This is a genomic window from Arthrobacter sp. 131MFCol6.1, assembly GCF_000374925.1.
Lineage (GTDB): Bacteria > Actinomycetota > Actinomycetes > Actinomycetales > Micrococcaceae > Arthrobacter.
In genome coordinates this window covers 684,300-703,032 of sequence record NZ_KB895541.1, presented here as the reverse complement: position 1 = coordinate 703,032, position 18,733 = coordinate 684,300, and the positions used below count along the sequence as shown (strand labels likewise).

Annotated in this window: 16 protein-coding genes and 1 tRNA gene; 12 read left to right on the top strand and 5 right to left on the bottom strand. The window is 67.6% G+C overall.

From position 1 onward, the window contains the following. Positions 1-26 precede the first annotated feature (26 nt). Both C566_RS0103380 and C566_RS0103375 read left to right on the top strand, forming a co-directional pair. On the top strand, positions 27-1,151 hold the full coding sequence (locus C566_RS0103380; protein WP_231386235.1) for an AI-2E family transporter: 1,125 nt from the start codon (positions 27-29) through the stop codon (positions 1,149-1,151). 121 nt (positions 1,152-1,272) lie between these two features. Further along, positions 1,273-3,252, top strand: a complete 1,980-nt coding sequence (locus tag C566_RS0103375; RefSeq protein WP_018772923.1) for an APC family permease — start codon at positions 1,273-1,275, stop codon at positions 3,250-3,252. 479 nt (positions 3,253-3,731) lie between these two features. Here the strand turns inward: C566_RS0103375 and C566_RS0103370 are convergent. Then, positions 3,732-3,814: transfer RNA gene (locus C566_RS0103370), tRNA-Leu, on the bottom strand. 164 nt (positions 3,815-3,978) lie between these two features. On the opposite strand from C566_RS0103370, the gene C566_RS0103365 reads away from it, so the two are divergent. Both C566_RS0103365 and C566_RS0103360 read left to right on the top strand, forming a co-directional pair. Further along, a complete protein-coding gene (locus tag C566_RS0103365; RefSeq protein ID WP_018772922.1) occupies positions 3,979-5,295 on the top strand; it encodes a M20/M25/M40 family metallo-hydrolase in 1,317 nt (438 codons plus the stop codon). 16 nt (positions 5,296-5,311) lie between these two features. Then, positions 5,312-6,475, top strand: a complete 1,164-nt coding sequence (locus C566_RS0103360; protein WP_018772921.1) for an acyl-CoA dehydrogenase family protein — start codon at positions 5,312-5,314, stop codon at positions 6,473-6,475. A gap of 72 nt (positions 6,476-6,547) precedes the next feature. On the opposite strand, the gene C566_RS0103355 is transcribed toward C566_RS0103360, so the two are convergent. Then, complete coding sequence (locus tag C566_RS0103355; RefSeq protein ID WP_018772920.1) at positions 6,548-6,781, bottom strand: DUF5703 family protein; 234 nt, start codon at positions 6,779-6,781, stop codon at positions 6,548-6,550. A 39-nt stretch (positions 6,782-6,820) separates the two neighbouring features. Here C566_RS0103355 and C566_RS0103350 point away from each other — a divergent pair, with 39 nt between their 5' ends. Beyond that, positions 6,821-7,093, top strand: coding sequence for a hypothetical protein (locus tag C566_RS0103350; protein WP_018772919.1), 273 nt, complete (start codon positions 6,821-6,823; stop codon positions 7,091-7,093). A gap of 29 nt (positions 7,094-7,122) precedes the next feature. On the opposite strand, the gene C566_RS0103345 is transcribed toward C566_RS0103350, so the two are convergent. Then, positions 7,123-8,058: an aldo/keto reductase gene (locus tag C566_RS0103345; RefSeq protein WP_026266333.1), complete on the bottom strand. Its 936-nt coding sequence runs from the start codon at positions 8,056-8,058 to the stop codon at positions 7,123-7,125. A gap of 50 nt (positions 8,059-8,108) precedes the next feature. Here C566_RS0103345 and C566_RS0103340 point away from each other — a divergent pair, with 50 nt between their 5' ends. Further along, complete coding sequence (locus C566_RS0103340) at positions 8,109-8,942, top strand: undecaprenyl-diphosphate phosphatase (RefSeq protein WP_026266332.1); 834 nt, start codon at positions 8,109-8,111, stop codon at positions 8,940-8,942. Positions 8,943-8,957: 15 nt separating this feature from the next. After that, positions 8,958-10,238 (top strand): cysteine--1-D-myo-inosityl 2-amino-2-deoxy-alpha-D-glucopyranoside ligase, encoded by a 1,281-nt coding sequence (mshC, locus tag C566_RS0103335; protein ID WP_018772916.1) that lies wholly within the window; start codon positions 8,958-8,960, stop codon positions 10,236-10,238. 9 nt (positions 10,239-10,247) lie between these two features. Here the strand turns inward: mshC and C566_RS0103330 are convergent, their stop codons facing one another. Together C566_RS0103330 and C566_RS0103325 are read right to left on the bottom strand one after the other, a co-directional pair. Further along, a complete protein-coding gene (locus C566_RS0103330) occupies positions 10,248-10,766 on the bottom strand; it encodes a DUF1269 domain-containing protein (RefSeq protein WP_018772915.1) in 519 nt (172 codons plus the stop codon). Positions 10,767-10,915: 149 nt separating this feature from the next. Then, on the bottom strand, positions 10,916-11,821 hold the full coding sequence (locus C566_RS0103325; RefSeq protein WP_018772914.1) for a PAC2 family protein: 906 nt from the start codon (positions 11,819-11,821) through the stop codon (positions 10,916-10,918). Between the two features lie 153 nt (positions 11,822-11,974). Here C566_RS0103325 and C566_RS20660 point away from each other — a divergent pair, with 153 nt between their 5' ends. The 5 genes from C566_RS20660 to dop all read left to right on the top strand — a co-directional run bounded on the left by C566_RS20660 (position 11,975) and on the right by dop (position 18,720). Continuing rightward, positions 11,975-12,772 (top strand): HAD family hydrolase, encoded by a 798-nt coding sequence (locus tag C566_RS20660; RefSeq protein WP_081627239.1) that lies wholly within the window; start codon positions 11,975-11,977, stop codon positions 12,770-12,772. Next, positions 12,765-13,952 carry a site-2 protease family protein gene (locus C566_RS0103315; protein WP_018772912.1) on the top strand — a complete coding sequence of 396 codons (1,188 nt, stop codon included), beginning with the start codon at positions 12,765-12,767 and terminating at the stop codon, positions 13,950-13,952. The genes C566_RS20660 and C566_RS0103315 overlap by 8 nt, the downstream gene beginning before the upstream one ends. Before the next feature lie 101 nt (positions 13,953-14,053). Next, positions 14,054-15,154, top strand: a complete 1,101-nt coding sequence (locus tag C566_RS0103310) for a tRNA (adenine-N1)-methyltransferase (RefSeq protein WP_018772911.1) — start codon at positions 14,054-14,056, stop codon at positions 15,152-15,154. Between the two features lie 84 nt (positions 15,155-15,238). Continuing rightward, positions 15,239-17,050, top strand: coding sequence for a proteasome ATPase (gene arc / locus C566_RS0103305; protein WP_018772910.1), 1,812 nt, complete (start codon positions 15,239-15,241; stop codon positions 17,048-17,050). Next, positions 17,047-18,720, top strand: a complete 1,674-nt coding sequence (gene dop / locus C566_RS0103300) for a depupylase/deamidase Dop (protein WP_018772909.1) — start codon at positions 17,047-17,049, stop codon at positions 18,718-18,720. Before arc ends, dop begins: the two co-directional genes overlap by 4 nt. Positions 18,721-18,733 lie beyond the last annotated feature (13 nt).

The window sequence follows — 18,733 nt, the reverse complement described above, 5'->3', positions numbered from 1 at the left end:
CCGCGTCCGAACGCCGGGAGAAGCCCATGATCGAACCCCGCAGCGGAATGCCGGCCATCTGGTCGGACGGACTGGGCCGCGCGAGCATCCGCTCAGTCCAGGTCCTCGCCGTGTCCGCCCTCGCGTGGGCGATCATCTGGGCCGCCAGCCGCATCCCGCTCGTCATCATCCCGGTCCTGATCGCCGTTATCCTTGCCGCGGCGATCTCCCCGCTGGTCCGCTGGCTCACGGGGCACGCCTGGCCTCGCGCCCTCGCGGTGGTTGCCTCGTTCGTGGCCATTCTCGCCGTTTTCGGCAGCGTCATCGCCGGCATCGTCATTCTGGTCTCCAACCAGTGGCGCGAGCTTACGGCTCGCGCCACTGCCGGGGTCGAACAACTGCACTCATTCCTGAACCACGGACCTGTCCCTGTCAGCGACCAACAGATCACCGCCCTCACGGACTCGGTGCGGGAGTTCTTCACCTCGAGCACGTTCGGTGCAGAAGCCCTCACCGGTGCCCGCACCGTGGTGGAGATCTTCACCGGTGGGGTGCTGATGGCGGTCACCCTGTTCTTTTTCCTCAAGGACGGGCCCGAGATCCGGGCCTTCCTCATTGGCATGCTGCCCGCTGACCACCGCGCCAGGGCACACCTGGCGGCGGACCGCAGTACCGTCGTCCTGGGCGGGTATGTCCGCGGCACCGCCATGGTGGCCGCGGTTGACGGTCTCGTCGTCGGAGTCACCCTCGCCATCATGGGAGTGCCGCTGGCCCTGCCGCTGGGAGTGTTCATCTTCATTGGCGGATTCATCCCGATCGTCGGCGCCACCGTCGCAGGCACCCTTGCCATTGCCGTCACGCTGGTCTCCAATGGGCTGGCCCAGGCGCTCATCGTTGTGGCCGTGGTCATCGGGGTGAACCAGCTCGAACACCACTTCCTGCAGCCGGTCCTGATGGGCAAAGTCCTCAGCATCCACGGCCTGGCGATCCTGCTCGTCCTGGCGGCCGGCACCATACTCGCCGGCATTGTCGGCGCGCTGCTGGCCGTGCCGGTCACTGCCGTCACCTGGACCGTCGTCAAGACGTGGTCCGGCAAGGACCCGCTGCCCGGGCCAGAGCGGCCCGGACCTGAGCTGCCCGGAACTGACCTGCCCGAACCTGAGCCGCGGTAGGCTCGCCGTTCCGGACACCGCCTGCAGCTGACGGCTGGCACTGGGAGCCGGCACTACAATTGACCGGTTCCTACGACTTGCCCCTGCCCGGCAGACGCCCGGCCACCGACAGAAAGATCCGATGCAGACCACTTCTGACCACGCCGTCCCGGCCCAAGTCGACCTGAAGCAGGCCGACCGCCCGGACCGCAAGCCCCTGGTCCGCTGGCTACTGGCCAACCAGGTCGCACCCGCCGGCCCCGAAGCCGAGGAAGATCACAAGCCCAACGCCTGGTGGAAGGTCATGTGCCTGACCGGCGTCGACTATTTTTCGACCTTGTCCTACCTTCCGGGCATCGCGGCCCTGGCCGCCGGTGCCCTGTCGCCGCTGGCCACCCTGCTCATTGTGGCCCTGACGCTGCTGGGCATGCTGCCCATGTACCGCCGGGTCGCGCAGGAGAGCCCGCACGGGCAGGGCTCGGTTGCCATGCTGGAGAAGCTGCTCCCGTTCTGGCGCGGCAAGTTCTTCGTGCTGCTGCTGCTCGGGTTCGTTGCGACCTCGTGGATCATCACCATCACGCTCTCGGGGGCCGACGCGACGGTGCACCTGCTGGAGAATCCGATCGTCCCGGAGGCCTTGAAAGGCAGTGCCGTGATCATCACGGTGATCCTGCTGCTGATTCTGGGCGGGGTGTTCCTGCTCGGCTTCAACGAGGCCGTCGGCGTCGCCATTCCGCTCGTGGCCATCTACCTGCTCCTGAACGCCGCCGTCGTCGCTGCAGGTTTCGCACATGTCCTCTCCGAACCGTCCCTGATCGCCGGCTGGACCGATCGGCTGCTCGCGAGCGCCGGCGGCGGCCCCATGGACCTGATCGGCCCTGCCGTCATCGCTTTCCCGCTGCTGGTCCTGGGCCTGTCCGGGTTCGAGACCGGCGTTTCCATGATGCCGCTGATCAAGGCCACCGGCGACAGCCCGGAGCAGGTCATGGCGTCCCGGGTCAGGAACACCCGCAAGCTGCTCACCACGGCGGCGGCCATCATGAGCGTCTATCTGATGTCCACCAGCTTCCTCACCACGGTCATGATCCCGGCCAAGGAGTTCGAGGAGGGCGGACAGGCCAACGGCCGCGCCCTGGCGTTCCTCGCCCACGACCTGTTCGGCGCCGGGTTCGGCACCGTTTACGACATTTCCAGCGCCCTGATCCTCTGGTTCGCCGGGGCCTCCGCCATGGCCGGGCTCATCAACATCGTGCCCCGGTACCTGCCGGCCTACGGCATGGCACCTGAATGGGGCCGGGCGGTCCGCCCGGTCGTGATCGTCTACACCGTGCTGAGCGTCGGCATCACCATCGCCTTCAACGCCGACGTCAACGCGCAGGCAGGGGCCTACGCCACCGGCATCCTGGCCATGATGGTCTCCGGAGCCGTCGCCGTGACGGTCTCCGCAATCCGCCGGCACAGCCGGGCCGGCACCATCGGTTTCGGTGTACTGACCCTAGTCCTGCTGTACGCACTGGGCGCCAACGTCATCGAAAAGCCCGACGGCATTGCGATCTCGGCGTTCTTCATCGCCGGCATCATCGTCGTCTCGCTCATCTCCCGGGTGCAGCGCACCACCGAACTGCGGCTGGAAACCATCGAGTTCGACGAGGCAGCCCGGCAGTTCATCACCGATTCGATTGCCTTCGACGGTCAATTGAACGTCATCGCCAACAAACGCCAGGCCGGAGACAAGGCTGAGTACGCGGACAAGGAGTACGAACAGCGCGGGCTGAACCCGGTCCCGGGCCCGGCGGATGTCATCTTCCTGGAGGTGGAAATCTCCGATCCTTCGGCGTTCAGCCACACGCTCCGGGTCGAAGGCGTCGAAGTGGACGGCTACCGGGTGCTGCGGGTGAAGTCCCCGGCCGTGCCGAACGCGATCGCAGCGGTCCTGCTGGCCATGCGCGACTCGACCGGCACGAAGCCCCAGTGCTATTTCGAATGGTCCGAAGGCAACCCCGTAGGCCACCTCATGCGGTACCTGTTCCTGGGCGAGGGCGACACCGCGCCTTTGGTGCGCGAGATCCTCCGCGAGACCGAGCCCAACCAGGCACTCCGGCCATCCATCCACGTGGGCTAGGCACAACGCACGATAACCACCACGAACAGCCCCGCCGGGATTCCGGCGGGGCTGTTCGCACGTTGTCGTTGTCCGCGTCGTCGTCTTCGGTCAGCACGCAGGCCCGTCACGGCTGCAGGGCTGCCCGTCAGGGGAGTCGCGCTCCGGCTGACGCCACGACGGCCGCATTCCTGCAGGAGCTTTTGGGGGGGCCGGCAGGGATGCGGTCTTTTGGTTGGCCCGGCCGCGGCGTGAGGCCCCAGTGTTCCTGTCAACGGCGGCCGTCCAGGGAGATGATGCGGCCCGTCGGTCTGCGGGTCGTAGCCGCGATGGCTCAAGACCCTTGAACCGGCAAGCGCACAGCTGCTCAGCGTGTCGTTAGTCCTGGGAGTTCCACCGTCGGGCCCGTCGAGCTGCCCAAACCGCGCGGAGCTGGAGTCCACGTGGGTGGGAGCAGAAAAAAACCCCTAGAATCCGTGGATTCTAGGGGTTTTCCCTTGTGCGCGGAGGGGGACTTGAACCCCCACCCCCTTTCGAGGACTAGCACCTCAAGCTAGCGCGTCTGCCATTCCGCCACCCGCGCAGGTGGTAATTCCGAGTTCGTTTCGCCTTTCAGCGTTTTGCTTTTCTCGGAAGCAGCGAGAAAGACTCTAGCACGACTTTTCCGGAAACAAATAATCGGGGTCCGCGGGGGTGGTGTGGGTAGGCTGAAGCAAGCAATTGAGCCACCCGCCACGAGGAGCCGCTATGACTGACAACCGGACCGAAACCAGGCCTGAGGACGAGGTCGTCAGGATCTGCCAGGAGCTGATCCGGATCGACACGTCCAACTACGGCGACGGCTCCGGCCCCGGTGAACGCGCGGCCGCCGAATACACCGCCGGGCTTATGGCCGAAGTCGGGCTGGACGCCGAAATCTTCGAAGCGGCCCCCGGCCGCGCCAGCGTGGTCACCCGGTTGGCGGGGGAGGACCCCTCCGCCAGCGCCCTGGTGGTCCACGGCCACCTGGACGTCGTCCCGGCCCTGCGCGAACAGTGGTCGGTTGACCCCTTCGGAGCCGAATTGAAGGACGGCCTGATCTGGGGACGCGGCGCCGTGGACATGAAGGACATGGACGCCATGATCCTGTCCGTGCTGCGCAACTTCGCCCGCACGGGACGCAAGCCCAAGCGCGACCTCATCTTCGCGTTCTTCGCCGACGAGGAAGCCGGCGGCACCTACGGCGCCCGCTACGCCGTCGAAAAACGGCCCGAACTCTTTGAAGGCGCCACTGAGGCGATCTCCGAAGTCGGCGGATTCTCCGCCACCATCGGCGGCCAGCGCACCTATCTGCTCCAGACGGCCGAAAAGGGCCTCTCCTGGCTCCGCCTTGTGGCCCACGGCCGCGCAGGCCACGGCTCCCAGATCAACACCGACAACGCCGTGACCAGGCTTGCCGGCGCGGTTTCCCGGATTGGTGCCTACAACTGGCCGATCGAGCTCACGCCGACCACCCGGCAGTTCCTCGACGGCGTCACCGAACTCACCGGGGTCGAATTCGATCCCGATGATCCGGACAAGATCCTCAAGGAACTCGGCACGGTGGCCCGCTTTGTCGGCGCCACACTGCAGAACACCACCAACCCCACCCTCCTCAAAGGCGGCTACAAGCACAACGTCATTCCGGAATCGGCCGAGGCCCTCATCGACTGCCGGACCCTGCCCGGGCAGGAACAGCAGGTGCTGGAGATCGTGCGCGAACTCGCCGGCACCGGCGTGGACATCAGCTACGTGCACAACGACGTCTCGCTGGAGGTGCCGTTCGCCGGCAACCTCGTCGATTCGATGATCGACGCCCTGCACTCCGAGGATCCGGGCGCCAAGGTCCTGCCATACACGCTCTCCGGCGGCACGGACAACAAGTCCCTGAGCCGGCTCGGCATCACCGGCTACGGCTTTGCCCCGTTGATGCTTCCGGACGAGCTCGACTTCACCGGGATGTTCCACGGCGTCGACGAACGGGTCCCCGCGGACTCCCTGAAATTCGGTGCGCGGGTGCTGGACACCCTGCTCACCAATTACTGAGCGGACCCCGCCTGCCATGACGCCCGAGGACATCCTCAGCGCGCCGCTGCTGGAACGGATCCGCGGCCGCGCCGCCGGCTACGACCGCGACAACGCCTTCTTCCACGAGGACCTCGCGGACCTCACGGCGGCCGGCTACCTGAAAATCTTCGTCCCCGCGGTCGACGGCGGACTCGGACTCGGGCTGGCGGAAGCGGCGCAGCTGCAACGCAGGCTGGCGACCGCGGCGCCGGCGACGGCGCTGGCCGTCAACATGCACCTGGTGTGGACCGGCGTCGCCCAGGTCCTTGCCGCCCGCGGTGACTCCTCCCTGGATTTCATCCTCAAGGAAGCGGCACAGGGTGAGGTCTTCGCGTTCGGCAATTCGGAGGCCGGCAACGACTCCGTGCTGTTCGATTCCCGCACGGAGGCCGTCCCGCTGCCCGGTGGCGGCTACAGCTTCACCGGCCGCAAGATCTTCACCAGCCTGTCGCCGGCGTGGACCCGGCTGGGGATCTTCGGGAAGGACGCCAACGCCGCGGACGGCGCCGGGGAACTGGTCCACGGGTTCATCACCCGGGAAACCCCCGGTTACGAGATCCTGCCCGACTGGGACACGCTCGGTATGCGGGCCAGCCAGTCCAACACGACCGTTCTGGACGGCGCCGTAGTGCCCGCGGAACGGATCTTCCGGAAACTGCCGGTGGGCCCGAACGCCGACCCCCTGATCTTCGCGATCTTCGCCTGCTTCGAGACGCTCCTCGCCGCGGTGTACACGGGAATCGGCGAACGGGCCCTCACGCTCGGGGTGGAAGCGGTGCAGCGCCGGACATCGTTCAAGAACGGCGGCCGCAGCTACGCCCAGGACCCGGACATCCGATGGAAGGTAGCAGAGGCGGCGATGGCCATGGATGCGCTCTACCCGCAGCTGTCCCGGGTGGCGGCCGACGTCGACGGCCTCGCGGACCACGGCAGCCAATGGTTCCCCCGGCTCGTGGGGCTCAAGGTCCGGGCCACGGAAACGGCGCGGACCGTGGTGGACCTCGCTATCCGGGTGTCCGGCGGCTCCAGCTACTTCCGCGGCTCCGAGCTGGAGCGGCTGTACCGGGACGTGCTCGCAGGCATGTTCCATCCCTCAGATGACGAGTCGGCGCACAATACCGTGGCGAACGCCTGGCTGGGCCCGCTGGAGACACCCTAGGGCCGCCCCGGACTCCCTGCGGCGTTCGCGGCTGCCGATCCCGGCCAATGCGCGGCCGGGGTCCGCGGCGGCCTAGACGGTGCGCTGGACCTGGATGACTTTCCGGCGCAGCCAGAAACGCCGCCCGCCGCCCACGTAGAGGCGGCTGCGTTCCAGTTCCCATTTGCCGTACTCGGAATGCTCCACGAGCCGGCGGCGGGCCTCGGGGAGCGAATCCTCAGGACCGACCGTCAGCACGAGGTACTCGTACTGCTTCACATAGTCCCGTTCCCGCCGGACCGAGCTGCTCAGAAAATGTTCTTTCATTGCTCTCCATTTTCGTCTTTTTCCGACTAACGTGAAGTCATGAGCATCGATCCGCGTGTCGCGCTTCAGTCCCTGACCTCTGCACTGGAAGAACACCTGGCGGCGGCCTCCGCCCGCAGAAGTGACGGGGATCCCGCGGTCGAGGCGGCGTTCTTCGCCGTTGCCGATGCCTTTGAAGTCTACGACGATGCGCTGTATGAGGCGTATGGGGAAGTGACGCCGCTCGAAGTGATCGACGGCGACGAAGACGACGACGAAGACGATGTCGACGACGAAGAGGACCTCGAGATCCTGCAGAATTCGGAGAACTAGGGGGACCTGCGGATCTCCGGGGACCGCCCTCAGCCGGGGTCGGATACGTCTTCGAGCGCCTGCGCGATCTCCGGCGGCAGCGGCGCGAGCGCCGAATCCAGGATTTCCTTGAGCTGAACCGGTGTCCGGGGGCCGACGACGGCGGTTGCGACGCCTTGCTGGGACAGGAGCCAGCTCAGCGACACATCCAGGGCGGTCCGGCCGAGCCCCTTCGCCGCCATGGCGACGGCCTCCACCACGCTTGACGCCGGTCCCTCGAGATAGGGCTCCACGTACGTCGCCAGCCGCTGGTTCGCGGCGCGGGAATCAGCCGGGATATGGCCGCGGTATTTGCCGCTCAGGACGCCGCGTCCGATCGGAGCCCAGGCCATCAGGCCCAGCCCCGCGTCCTCGATGGCCGGAATCAGCTCAATCTCCGCGTTGCGCTGCAGGAGCGAGTACTCGGACTGGTTGGCCACGAGGGGGAAGCCGGCGATCGCGGCGGCCTTTGCGGTCTGCCAGCCGTTGAAATTGGAGACGCCGGCGTAACGCGCCCGGCCCGACCGCACTGCGTGGTCCAGCGCGGACAGGGTTTCCTCCAGCGGAACATTCGAATCCCAGGCGTGCGCGAACCAGAGATCCACGTAATCGGTTCCCAGCCGGGCAAGGCTCGCGTCCAGCCCGGAGAGCATGCCGTTGCGGGAGGTGTCGACGCTGCGGCGCCCGTCCGCCGTCGTCAGTCCGGCCTTTGTGGAGATCACCACTTCGGAGCGCGCCACGACGTCGCCCAGTATTCCGCCGAGCATCGCCTCGGCCTGCCCGTCGGCGTAGGATGCCGCCGTATCGATCAGGGTTCCGCCTGCATCTACGAAGGACCGCACCAGGGCGGCGGCATCCTGTTCCTCGGTTTCCCTGGCCCAGGACATGGTGCCAAGGGATAGGGCGGACACGCGCAACCCACTGTTGCCGACATAACGCTGCTGCATGTCAGCTAGCTTACGGGGTCGGGCAGCTTCGTAACGTAGGGTCTATAAACGTGAACTGGATACAAGCGGCTCTGTTGGGCCTGGTACAGGGGCTGACCGAGTTCCTCCCGATTTCCTCGAGCGCCCATCTGCGGATTGTCGGCGCGTTCCTCCCGGAAGCGTCCGATCCCGGCGCCGCCTTCACGGCCATCACGCAGCTGGGCACCGAGACGGCGGTGATCGTCTATTTCTGGCGCGACATCCTGCGGATCATCCGGGCCTGGACCGGTTCGCTGACCGGCAAAGTGTCCCGGCAGGACCCGGATGCGCGCATGGGCTGGCTTGTGATCCTCGGCAGCATCCCGATCATCGTCCTGGGCCTGCTGTTCCAGGACCAGATTGAATCGGTACTGCGCAGCCTGTGGGGCGTCGCGACCATGCTGATTGTCTTCGGCATGGTCCTCGCGGTGGCCGACACCATCGGCCGGCAGGACCGCGAACTGACGCAGCTGACCTACAAACACGGCCTCTACTACGGTCTCGCGCAGGCCCTGGCCCTGTTCCCCGGCGTGTCCCGCTCCGGCGGCACGATCAGCGCCGGGCTCCTGATGGGTTACACCCGTGAGGCGGCGGCCCGCTACTCGTTCCTGCTGGCCATCCCCGCCGTGTTCGGCAGCGGCCTGTACCAGCTGTACAAGGTGGTCTCCAAGGAAGGCATCACCGGCCCGTACGGTCTCCCGGAAACGGCCCTGGCCACCGTGATCGCCTTCATTGTGGGCTACGTCATCATCGGCTGGTTCCTGAAATACGTCTCCACCCGCGGCTACCGGCTCTTCGTCTGGTACCGGATCATCCTGGGAATGTCCCTGTTCCTGCTGCTCGGTTTCAATGTCATCAGCGCCTAGCACTAGGCTTGGGCTGTGAAATCCTGGATCTCCCGCCCTGTTGCCCAGCTCCCCGGCAGCATGCCCGCCCTGCGCCTCTTCGACACCGCCAAGGGCGGAATCGTCACCCTGGAGGCCACGGGCGAGCAGTCCATGTATGTCTGTGGCATCACCCCCTATGACGCCACGCACATGGGCCACGCGGCCAGCTATGTCGCCTTCGACCTCCTCAACCGCGCGTGGCGGGACGGCGGGCAGCAGGTCGCCTACGTCCAGAACGTCACCGACGTCGACGACCCCCTCCTGGAGCGCGCCACGGCCACCGGCGTCGACTGGCGCGATCTCGCGGCGAGCCAAATCGAGCTCTTCCAGACCGACATGGAGGCCCTGAACGTCCTCGCCCCGGACCACTACATCGGTGCCGTCGAGGCCGTTCCCCTGATTGTTCCCGCCATCGAGCGGCTCCTGCGCAACGGACTCGCGTACCGCGTCCCCGGCACCGGCGGCGAGCCCGACGGCGACGTCTACTACGACGTCGAAGCCGCCGGGAAGCACTCGACGGACGACGTCGACGCCTGGACCCTGGGATCCATTTCCGGTCTGTCCGACGCCGAAATGCTGGAACTCTTCGCCGAACGCGGCGGCGACCCTGGTCGGGCCGGGAAGCGCCAGGCGCTGGATCCGCTGCTCTGGCGGGTTGCCCGCGAGGGCGAGCCCAGCTGGCCCGGCGGCGAGCTGGGGGAGGGCCGGCCCGGCTGGCATGTCGAATGCACCGTGATCGCCCAGGAGTACCTGCCCAAGCCGTTCACCGTCCAGGGCGGCGGCTCGGACCTTATTTTCCCGCACCACGAAATGGGTGCCGGGCACGCGTACTCACTGGCCGGCGTGCCGCTGGCCCGCCACTTCGCGCACGCCGGCATGGTGGGCCTCGACGGGGAGAAGATGAGCAAGTCCAAGGGCAACCTTGTCCTGGTTTCCAGGCTCCGCGCTGACGGGGAAGAGCCTGCCGCGATCCGCCTGGCGATCCTGGCCCACCACTACCGCGCGGACTGGTCCTGGACCGACGCCGGGTTCGCGGAGGCCAAAGACCGGCTCCGCACCTGGCGCGAGGCCCTCGCCGTGGCCCCGGAAGGCTCCGCCGCGGCCCTGATCGGCCAGCTGCGGACCGAACTCGCCAACGACCTGAACGCACCGGGCGCACTCGCTGCCGTCGATGCCTGGGCCAAGTCCGCCCTGGCCGCCCCGGGGGAGGCCTCAGCCACGGACGCCGCGCTGGTGAGCGACGCCGTCAACGCCCTGCTCGGCGTCGAACTCTAAGGCAAACGGTCAGGACGAAGCGGCTTCGATGATCTTCTCGTCGCCCTCGTTCACGGCCTTGACGACGGCGTCGTAGTCGCCACTTTCGATGGCCTTGCTGACCTTCTTGGTGGCCTTGCTGATCGCCTTGTCGACGCGGTCGAGGTAGAGGTCGTCGACGATGGCAACGATCGCCGAGGAACCCGGCGGCAGAAACTCCTCCGCGTTGACGCCGATGGACTTCTCCTCGTGGCGCTTCCTGATGGCACCCACGCCTGCGCCGATTCCGGCACCGATCACGCCGGACAGCAACAGTGGCGGAGCGAACAGTCCGACCACCAGCCCGCCGACTGCGCCGGCCGTGGTGCCGCCGGCGACCAGTCCGCCGCCGTGCTCCTTGACCTCGGTCTTGCCCGAGGAGTCGCGCGACAGGACGACCGCAGCCGCCACGGCCGCGTCCTCCATGCCCTTGATCGCCTTGAAATCCTCTGCCGCCGAGCCCTCGTCGGCGTACGACGACACGAACAAGATGTAGTTGTGATCTGTCATGGTGTGCCCTCCACTGAGTTCTTGGCCGGCGCTGCGGCCAGGTCCAACTCTTGCCGCGACAGGCGCGGGCCGGCAGGGTCATAAGACTCTGGTCCGGGGAGAACCCTCGTAGGCGGCCGTCGCGTCTGCCGCCATGAGGCAGACGCGGGCTAGGGCTTGTCCTTGCCCCGGCGCTTGAGGTACCGCTCAAATTCGCGGGCGATCGATTCACCGCTGGCCTCCGGCAGGTCGGCAGTGTCCTTGGCCTCCTCCAGCTGGCGCACATACGCGGCAATTTCCGGGTCCTCTGTCGCGAGCTCGTCCACGCCGCGCTCCCACGCGTCGGCCTCCTCGACCAGTTCCGTGGTGTCCAGCGGAACCTGGAGCAGCTCTTCGACCCGGTGCAGCAGGGCCAGCTGCGCCTTGGGCGACGGGGCCTGGGCCACATAGTGCGGCACGGCCGCCCAGAGCGACACGGTCGGGAGCCCGGCCAGCAGTGCCACCTCGCCGAGCACGCCCACAATCCCCACCGGGCCCTCGTACTGCGAGGCCTCCAGGTCCATCCGCTCACGCAGGGCGGCGTCGTCCGTGGACGTGCTGACCGGAATGGGCCGGCTGTGCGGCACGTCAGCCAGCAGCGCACCGACCAGGATGACGTAGTCGACATGCAGGGCCTCGGCATGAACCAGCAGCTCCGCCGTGTAGGCACGCCACTTGTAGGACGGCTCAGTGCCCTGGACGAAGATGACGTCCACATTCGAGTCCGGGACGCTGGCCTTGAAGATCCGCGTCGAAGGCCACTTGATCTTCCGCTCACCGGCCGCCGTCCGGCGGATCGTGGGCCGGGTGAACTGGAAGTCGTAGTACTCGTCGGCGTCGATCGCCCCGACCTTCTTGCCGCCCCAGAGCTTGTTCAGGTAGCGCAGGGCATCGCTGGCGGCCTCCCCGGCGTCGTTCCAGCCTTCGAAGGCCGCGAGCATGACGGTGATGCGCCGGCCCTCGGGCACAGGCTGCAGCAGCCGCTCCGGCTCGGAGACGGCGCCTGGTTCGGTGGGGTCTGCCTCGAAGCTGTTCATGCCATCACCCTACGTCCAAGAACCCGCCGTGCGCAGGCAATCGCGCGCCAACGAACCGCAAATTCCGCCCGGAATCCCGCGCCCGGGCGGACGGAATTCGCCGTAGGCGTAGCGCGGGCGCCCGGCCGCGGGCTTCCCCGTAGACTGGAAGGCATGCGATCCTCAGCTTCCCGGCCCCTCCTTAAAGCAGCGCTCTGGGACATGGATGGCACCATTGTCGACACTGAGCCCTACTGGATCGCAGCCGAACACGCACTCGTCGAAGCCCACGGCGGACAGTGGTCGCACGCACAGGCCATGCAGCTCGTGGGACAGTCCCTGATGTTTTCCGCAGGGATCCTGCAGGAAGCCGGCGTGGCGCTGGGACGGCGGGAGATCATCGACACCCTCACCGGCCACGTGATCAGCCAGGTCCGGACCTCAATTCCCTGGCGGCCCGGGGCCCGGGAACTGCTCGAAGAACTGTACAACGCCGGCGTCCGCTGCGCCCTGGTCACCATGTCCGAGGCCCCGCTGGCCCGGGAGATCGTTGCGAGCCTGCCCGAGCCCTACTTCGAGTTCCTCGTCACGGGGGACACTGTCACCCAGGGCAAGCCGCACCCGGAGGCTTACCTCACGGCCGTTGAGCTCCTGCAGCAGCAGGATCCCGAACTCGGCCTGCACCACTGTGTGGCCCTGGAAGATTCCGTGCCGGGTGTCGCCGCCGCCGTGGCCTCGGGCGTCGTCACGATCGCCATCCCGCACATCCTGCCTCTCCCGCACGATCCCCGCCGCGCCACCTGGGACACTCTGGAGGGCCGGACAGTCGCGGACCTGGAAGAACTCGTTGCCCTGCGGCACGAATTCCCGGACGCCACGTTCGGTTCCGCAGCGGATGCCACCGGCCACTTAGCGGCGGACCCGACCGCACTCTCGACCGCACTCTCGACCGCGGGTCACGTCCGTGGCTGACCCCGGCAGCCAGGGACAGCCCGGCAAGACTCCGGCCACCCGCCGGGAGGGGATCCCGCTCGGCCGCATTGCCGGCATTCCGGTGTTTCTGGCGTATTCCTGGTTCATCATCGCGGCCTTTACGGTGATCGCCTACGGTCCGGTCCTGCAGAGCAACAACCCGCGCCTCGGCGTCACCGCCTTCTTCGTCGCCTTCGCCTACGCGCTGCTGCTCCTGATCTCCGTGCTGGCCCACGAACTCGCGCACGCACTGACCGCGAAGCTGTTCAACTGGCCCACGGAGAAAATTGTCCTCAACCTCTGGGGCGGCCACACCCAGTTCCAGAGCTTCACGGCCACGCCTGGCCGCTCCGTCCTGGTGGCAATGGCCGGCCCGGCCGCGAACTTCGTCCTGGCCGGCGCAGGCTGGCTCCCGCTCGCCTACGGGGACCTGAACGGCGTGGCCGATATCCTGGCCAACATCTTCGTCTGGGCCAACCTGCTGATCGGCATCTTCAACGTCCTTCCCGGCCTTCCGCTGGACGGGGGCCGGCTGGTCGAATCCGCCGTGTGGAAAGCCACCGGCAGCCAGGAAAAGGGGACGATTGCCGCGGGCTGGGCGGGCCGGATCATCGTGATCGCCCTGGCCCTGTGGTTTATTGTCCTGCCCCTGGTCAGCGGCGCACGGCCGGACATTTCCTTCACCCTCATCACAGCCCTGGTGGGCAGCTTCCTGTGGATGGGGGCGTCGGCGTCGATCCAGCAGGCCCGCCTGCGGGGCCGCCTGCACCTCGTCGACGCCGCGGCCCTCGCCGAACCCGCCCTCGGCCTCCCGGAAACCGCCACAGTCGCGGACTTCCTGGACCGGGCGCCGGCAGGAACGCCCGCCGTGGTGCTGTGCGACCGGGACGGCCGTCCCGTGGCCATCGTCGACGCCGGCGCCGCGGCCACCGTGCCTGCTGGCCTGGCCGCAGCAACCGCCCTGACCGCGGTCTCCTACCCCCTTGGCGCGGGCGCCTATGTCCCCGAATGGTCCAAGGGCCAGGAGCTGGTCCAGTACCTTGCCCAACTCGAGGGCCAGGAGTACGCAGTGGTGAACCGCGAGGGCGCCGTCACCGGGCTGCTGCGCCAGTCCGCCGTCGTCCGGGCCATAACGGGCAAGTACCGGAACGAACGCCAGAACCAAGGCCAGAACCGGTAGAGTTACTGGGCGGTCGTGAATTTCCGGCCCCCACGCGCAAGGACCGGTGCCCGCCGGCATGTCCGCGGCCACACAGCTTTACAGGAGCGAGGAACATCTTCATGAGCAGCGACACCGCCGCAGGCACTAACACCGCCACCACCGCCGCCGCAGGCACTGACACCGCCGCAGGCACTGACACCGGCACCACCGCCGCCGGCGCGAATGGTGCCACCGGCGCGGCGCGCCGCCGCGGACCGTTCCGCGAAGGCGAACGCGTCCAGCTCACGGACGAGCGCGGCCGCATGAACACGATCACCCTCGAAGTCGGCGGGGCCTTCCACACCCACCGGGGCTTCCTGAACCATGACGAGATCATCGGCAAGCCTGACGGCTCCGTGGTGGTCAACAACGTCGGGCAGCAGTACCAGACCCTGCGCCCGCTGCTTTCGGACTTCGTGCTCTCAATGCCGCGCGGCGCGGCCGTGGTCTACCCCAAGGACGCCGGCCAGATCGTGACCATGGCGGACATCTTCCCCGGCGCGCGCGTCGTCGAAGCCGGCGTCGGCTCGGGCGCCCTGTCTATCTCCCTGCTGCGCGCGGTGGGGGACAACGGATACCTGCATTCCTTCGAACGCCGCCAGGAGTTCGCGGACATCGCCCGCGGCAACGTCGAGACCATCTTCGGCGGCCCGCACCCGGCCTGGAAGATCTCCCTTGGCGACTTCCAGGAGCAAGTGGTGCGCACCGAGGAACCCGGCTCCGTGGACCGTGTGGTCCTGGACATGCTCGCGCCGTGGGAATGCCTCGACGCCGTCGCCACCGTCCTGGCCCCCGGCGGCGTGTGGATCAATTATGTCGCGACTGTGACGCAGCTTTCGCGGACAGCCGAAGCCATCCGCGCGGACGGACGATTCACCGAACCCGACGCGTGGGAATCCATGGTCCGCGGCTGGCATCTCGAAGGCCTGGCCGTCCGCCCGGACCACCGCATGGTTGCCCACACGGGCTTCCTGCTGGTAACCCGCCGGCTCGCCGACGGCGTCACGGGCATCTCGGTAAAGCGCCGCCCCTCCAAGACCGATTTTAACGAAGAAGACGTCAATGCCTGGACCCCGGGCGCTGTGGGCGAGCGGGCGGTCTCGGACAAAAAGCTGCGCCGCGCCGCCCGCGACGCAATCGCCGGAACAAACGTCGTCGACACCCCGGAGATAACGAACTAGGCAGCATATTTCGGATGTCTCCAGCGGCACCCGCCTTCTTAGGGCTATGGTCTTAACAGAAGAGCAGGAAGGGGCTGATGCACGATGGAGACTCCGAATACTGACCCGGGCCGCACACCGGCCGAGGACGCAGCGGATGCTGCCGCCCGCACGGACGCGGCCCGCGCCGCGGCCGGCGACGGCGACCGCTATGCCGCCAATGAACTGTCCGTCGCCGAGCGGCAGGTCAACATCCTCCGGGACAAGCTCCGCCACATTGACCGCCAGCTTGCCGCCGCGACGCAGAACAACTCCAAACTGGTCAGCATGCTGGAAACGGCCAAGGCCGAGATCCTGCGGCTGAAGAACGCCCTCGACCAGGAGGGACAACCGCCGTACAGCTTCGGCACCATCCTCCAGCTCAACCCGAAACGGCAGCCGACGGCCGGGAACAGCGGCCAGGCGGCCACGGAAGAATCCGTGGATATCTTCAACGCCGGCCGCAAGATGCGGGTCGGGATCAGCCCGCTGGTCAACATCAGCCAGCTCGCCGTCGGGCAGGAGGTCCTGCTCAACGAGGCCCTGATGGTGGTCGCCGGGCTCGGCTACGAGCGGGCCGGGGACCTCGTCACGCTCAAGGAACTGCTGGGGCCCGACCGTGCCCTGGTGGTGGGCCGCGCCGATGAGGAGCGGGTCATCCGGCTCTCCGGCGCCCTGCTCGCCCAGCGGCTCCGGGTCGGGGACGCGCTGTCCATCGATTCCCGCACCGGGTACGCGCTGGAAAAGATCCCCCGCTCCGAGGTGGAGAACCTTGTGCTCGAGGAAGTCCCGGACATCACGTACCAGGACATCGGGGGACTGGGCCCGCAGATCGAACAGATCCGCGACGCCGTCGAACTGCCGTTCCTGCACCCGGACCTGTACCGGGAGCACGGGCTGAAGGCGCCCAAGGGCATCCTGCTGTACGGCCCGCCCGGCTGCGGCAAGACCCTGATCGCCAAGGCCGTGGCCAACTCGCTGGCCGCCCGGGCCGCCGAGCGCGCCGGCAAGACGGACATGAAGAGCTACTTCCTGAACATCAAGGGACCCGAGCTGCTCGACAAGTACGTCGGCGAGACCGAACGCCACATCCGCCTGATCTTCGCGCGCGCCCGGGAAAAGGCGTCCGAGGGCAGCCCGGTGGTGGTGTTCTTCGACGAAATGGACTCCCTGTTCCGTACCCGCGGCACCGGCATTTCCTCCGACGTCGAAACCACCATCGTCCCGCAGCTCCTCAGCGAGATCGACGGCGTCGAACGGCTGGACAACGTGATCGTGATCGGCGCCTCCAACCGGGAAGACATGATCGATCCGGCGATCCTGCGCCCGGGCCGCCTGGACGTCAAGGTGAAGATCCAGCGACCAGATGCCGAGGCCGCGGCGGACATCTTCAACAAATACATCACCACGGACCTGCCCTTCCACGAGACCGACCTCGCCGAACACAACGGCGACGTGCAGGCGACCGTGGACGCCATGGTCCAGCGCACCGTCGAGGCGATGTACTCCACCGAGAAGTCCAACGAATACCTCGAGGTCACGTACGCCAACGGCGACACCGAAATGCTCTACTTCAAGGACTTTAACTCCGGCGCCGTGGTGCAGAACGTCGTGGACCGGGCCAAAAAGTACGCCATCAAGGACCTGTTGACCATCGGCCAGAAGGGCCTGCGGATCGACCACCTGCTCCGGGCAGTCGTGGACGAGTTCCGTGAACACGAGGACATGCCCAACACCACCAACCCGGACGACTGGGCACGCATCTCCGGCAAGAAGGGCGAGCGCATCACATACATCCGCACCATCGTCCAGGGCAAGGCCGGCCAGGAGCCCGGGAAGTCCATCGAGACCATGCCCAGCACAGGCCAGTACCTGTGACGGCTGTTGTCCCCGGCAAGCCCGCCGACACCGCGGGCGGGCTGCCGGTCGGCGGGGCGATGCGGGTGATGGGCTCGGAGACCGAATACGGCATCCACGCGCCCTCGGCCCCGGGAGCCAACGCCACGATGATGTCGGCCCGGGTCATTCAGGCGTACGCCCAGGTCACCCGGCAGCGGGCCGCCGGCGGCGCCGAGACCCGGTGGGACTACACGGACGAGGAACCGCTGCACGACGCCCGCGGCTGGACCCTGGAACGCGCCAGCGCGGACCCGGAACAACTCACCGACCAGCCGCCCGTCCTCGACGCCGAAGCGATCGCCCTCGCCTACGGCCGGCAGGAACTCGAGGCCGACGGCCAGGACGAGTCCGGCACGCTGCTGATGAACATGGTGCTGGGAAATGGCGCACGGTTGTACGTGGACCACGCCCATCCGGAGTATTCCAGCCCCGAGGTGACCAACCCCCGCGCCGCCGTCACATGGGACGCTGCCGGCGACCTCGTGGCCCTGGCCGCGGTCCGGCGCCTCGCCGCCGATCCCGAACTGCCGCCGATCAACCTGTACAAGAACAACACGGACAACAAGTCGGTCTCCTACGGCTCACATGAGAATTACCTGATGCCCCGCTCGGTGCCGTTCGGCGAGATCGTGCGCGGCCTCACGCCGTTCTTCATCACCCGGCAGATCATCTGCGGTGCCGGGCGGGTGGGCCTGGGGCAGGACAGCGCCCGGGCCGGCTACCAGATCAGCCAGCGCGCTGACTTCTTCGAAACCGAAGTGGGCCTGGAAACCACCATCCGGCGCCCCATCATCAACACCCGGGACGAACCCCACGCCACCGCGGACAAATACCGCAGGCTGCACGTCATCATCGGCGACGCCAACCTCAGCCAGGCGTCCAACTTCCTCAAGTTCGGCACCACCGCGATGGTCCTGAGCCTGATCGAGGCCGGGCTGGCGCCGCGGATTGAAGTCCACGAGCCCGTCGCCGCGCTGCAGGCCGTCAGTCACGACACCGCACTCACCGGGCTGCTGCGCCTGGGCGACGGGCGGCGGATCAGCGCCCTGGATCTCCAGTGGATCTATTTCGAGGCCGCCTCCAAGCACGCGCAGGACACCGGCGTCGCGGACGCCGTGGACGGCGACGGCCACACCCACGAGGTCCTGGAGCGGTGGTCCGCCACGCTGAGCGAGCTCGGCGGTGACCGGGCGGCGGCCGCGTCCTCGGTCGAGTGGCTCGCCAAACTGTCCCTGCTGGAGGGTTACCGCCAGCGTGACGGCCTGGGCTGGGACAACGCGCGGCTGGGCCTCGTGGACCTGCAGTGGGCCGACATCCGCCCCGAAAAGGGGCTCTACTACCGGCTGCTGGCCCGTGACCGGATGCACCGAATCGTCGACGACGCCGCGATTGCGCGTGCGGTGACGGAACCGCCGTCGGACACGCGGGCGTACTTCCGCGGGCGCTGCGTCAGCAGGTTCGGAGCGGACCTCGCGGGGGCCAGCTGGGACTCGGTGATCTTCGATGTACCCGGCCGCGGCAGGCTCCAGCGGGTCCCCACCCGCGAGCCGCTGCGCGGAACCGAAGCCCTCACCGGCGGCCTGTTTGCCCGGCACCGGGAGGCCGGGACCTTCCTGGCCGAACTGCTCGGACTCAGCCCCGGTTCCTGAAAACAAAGCCCCC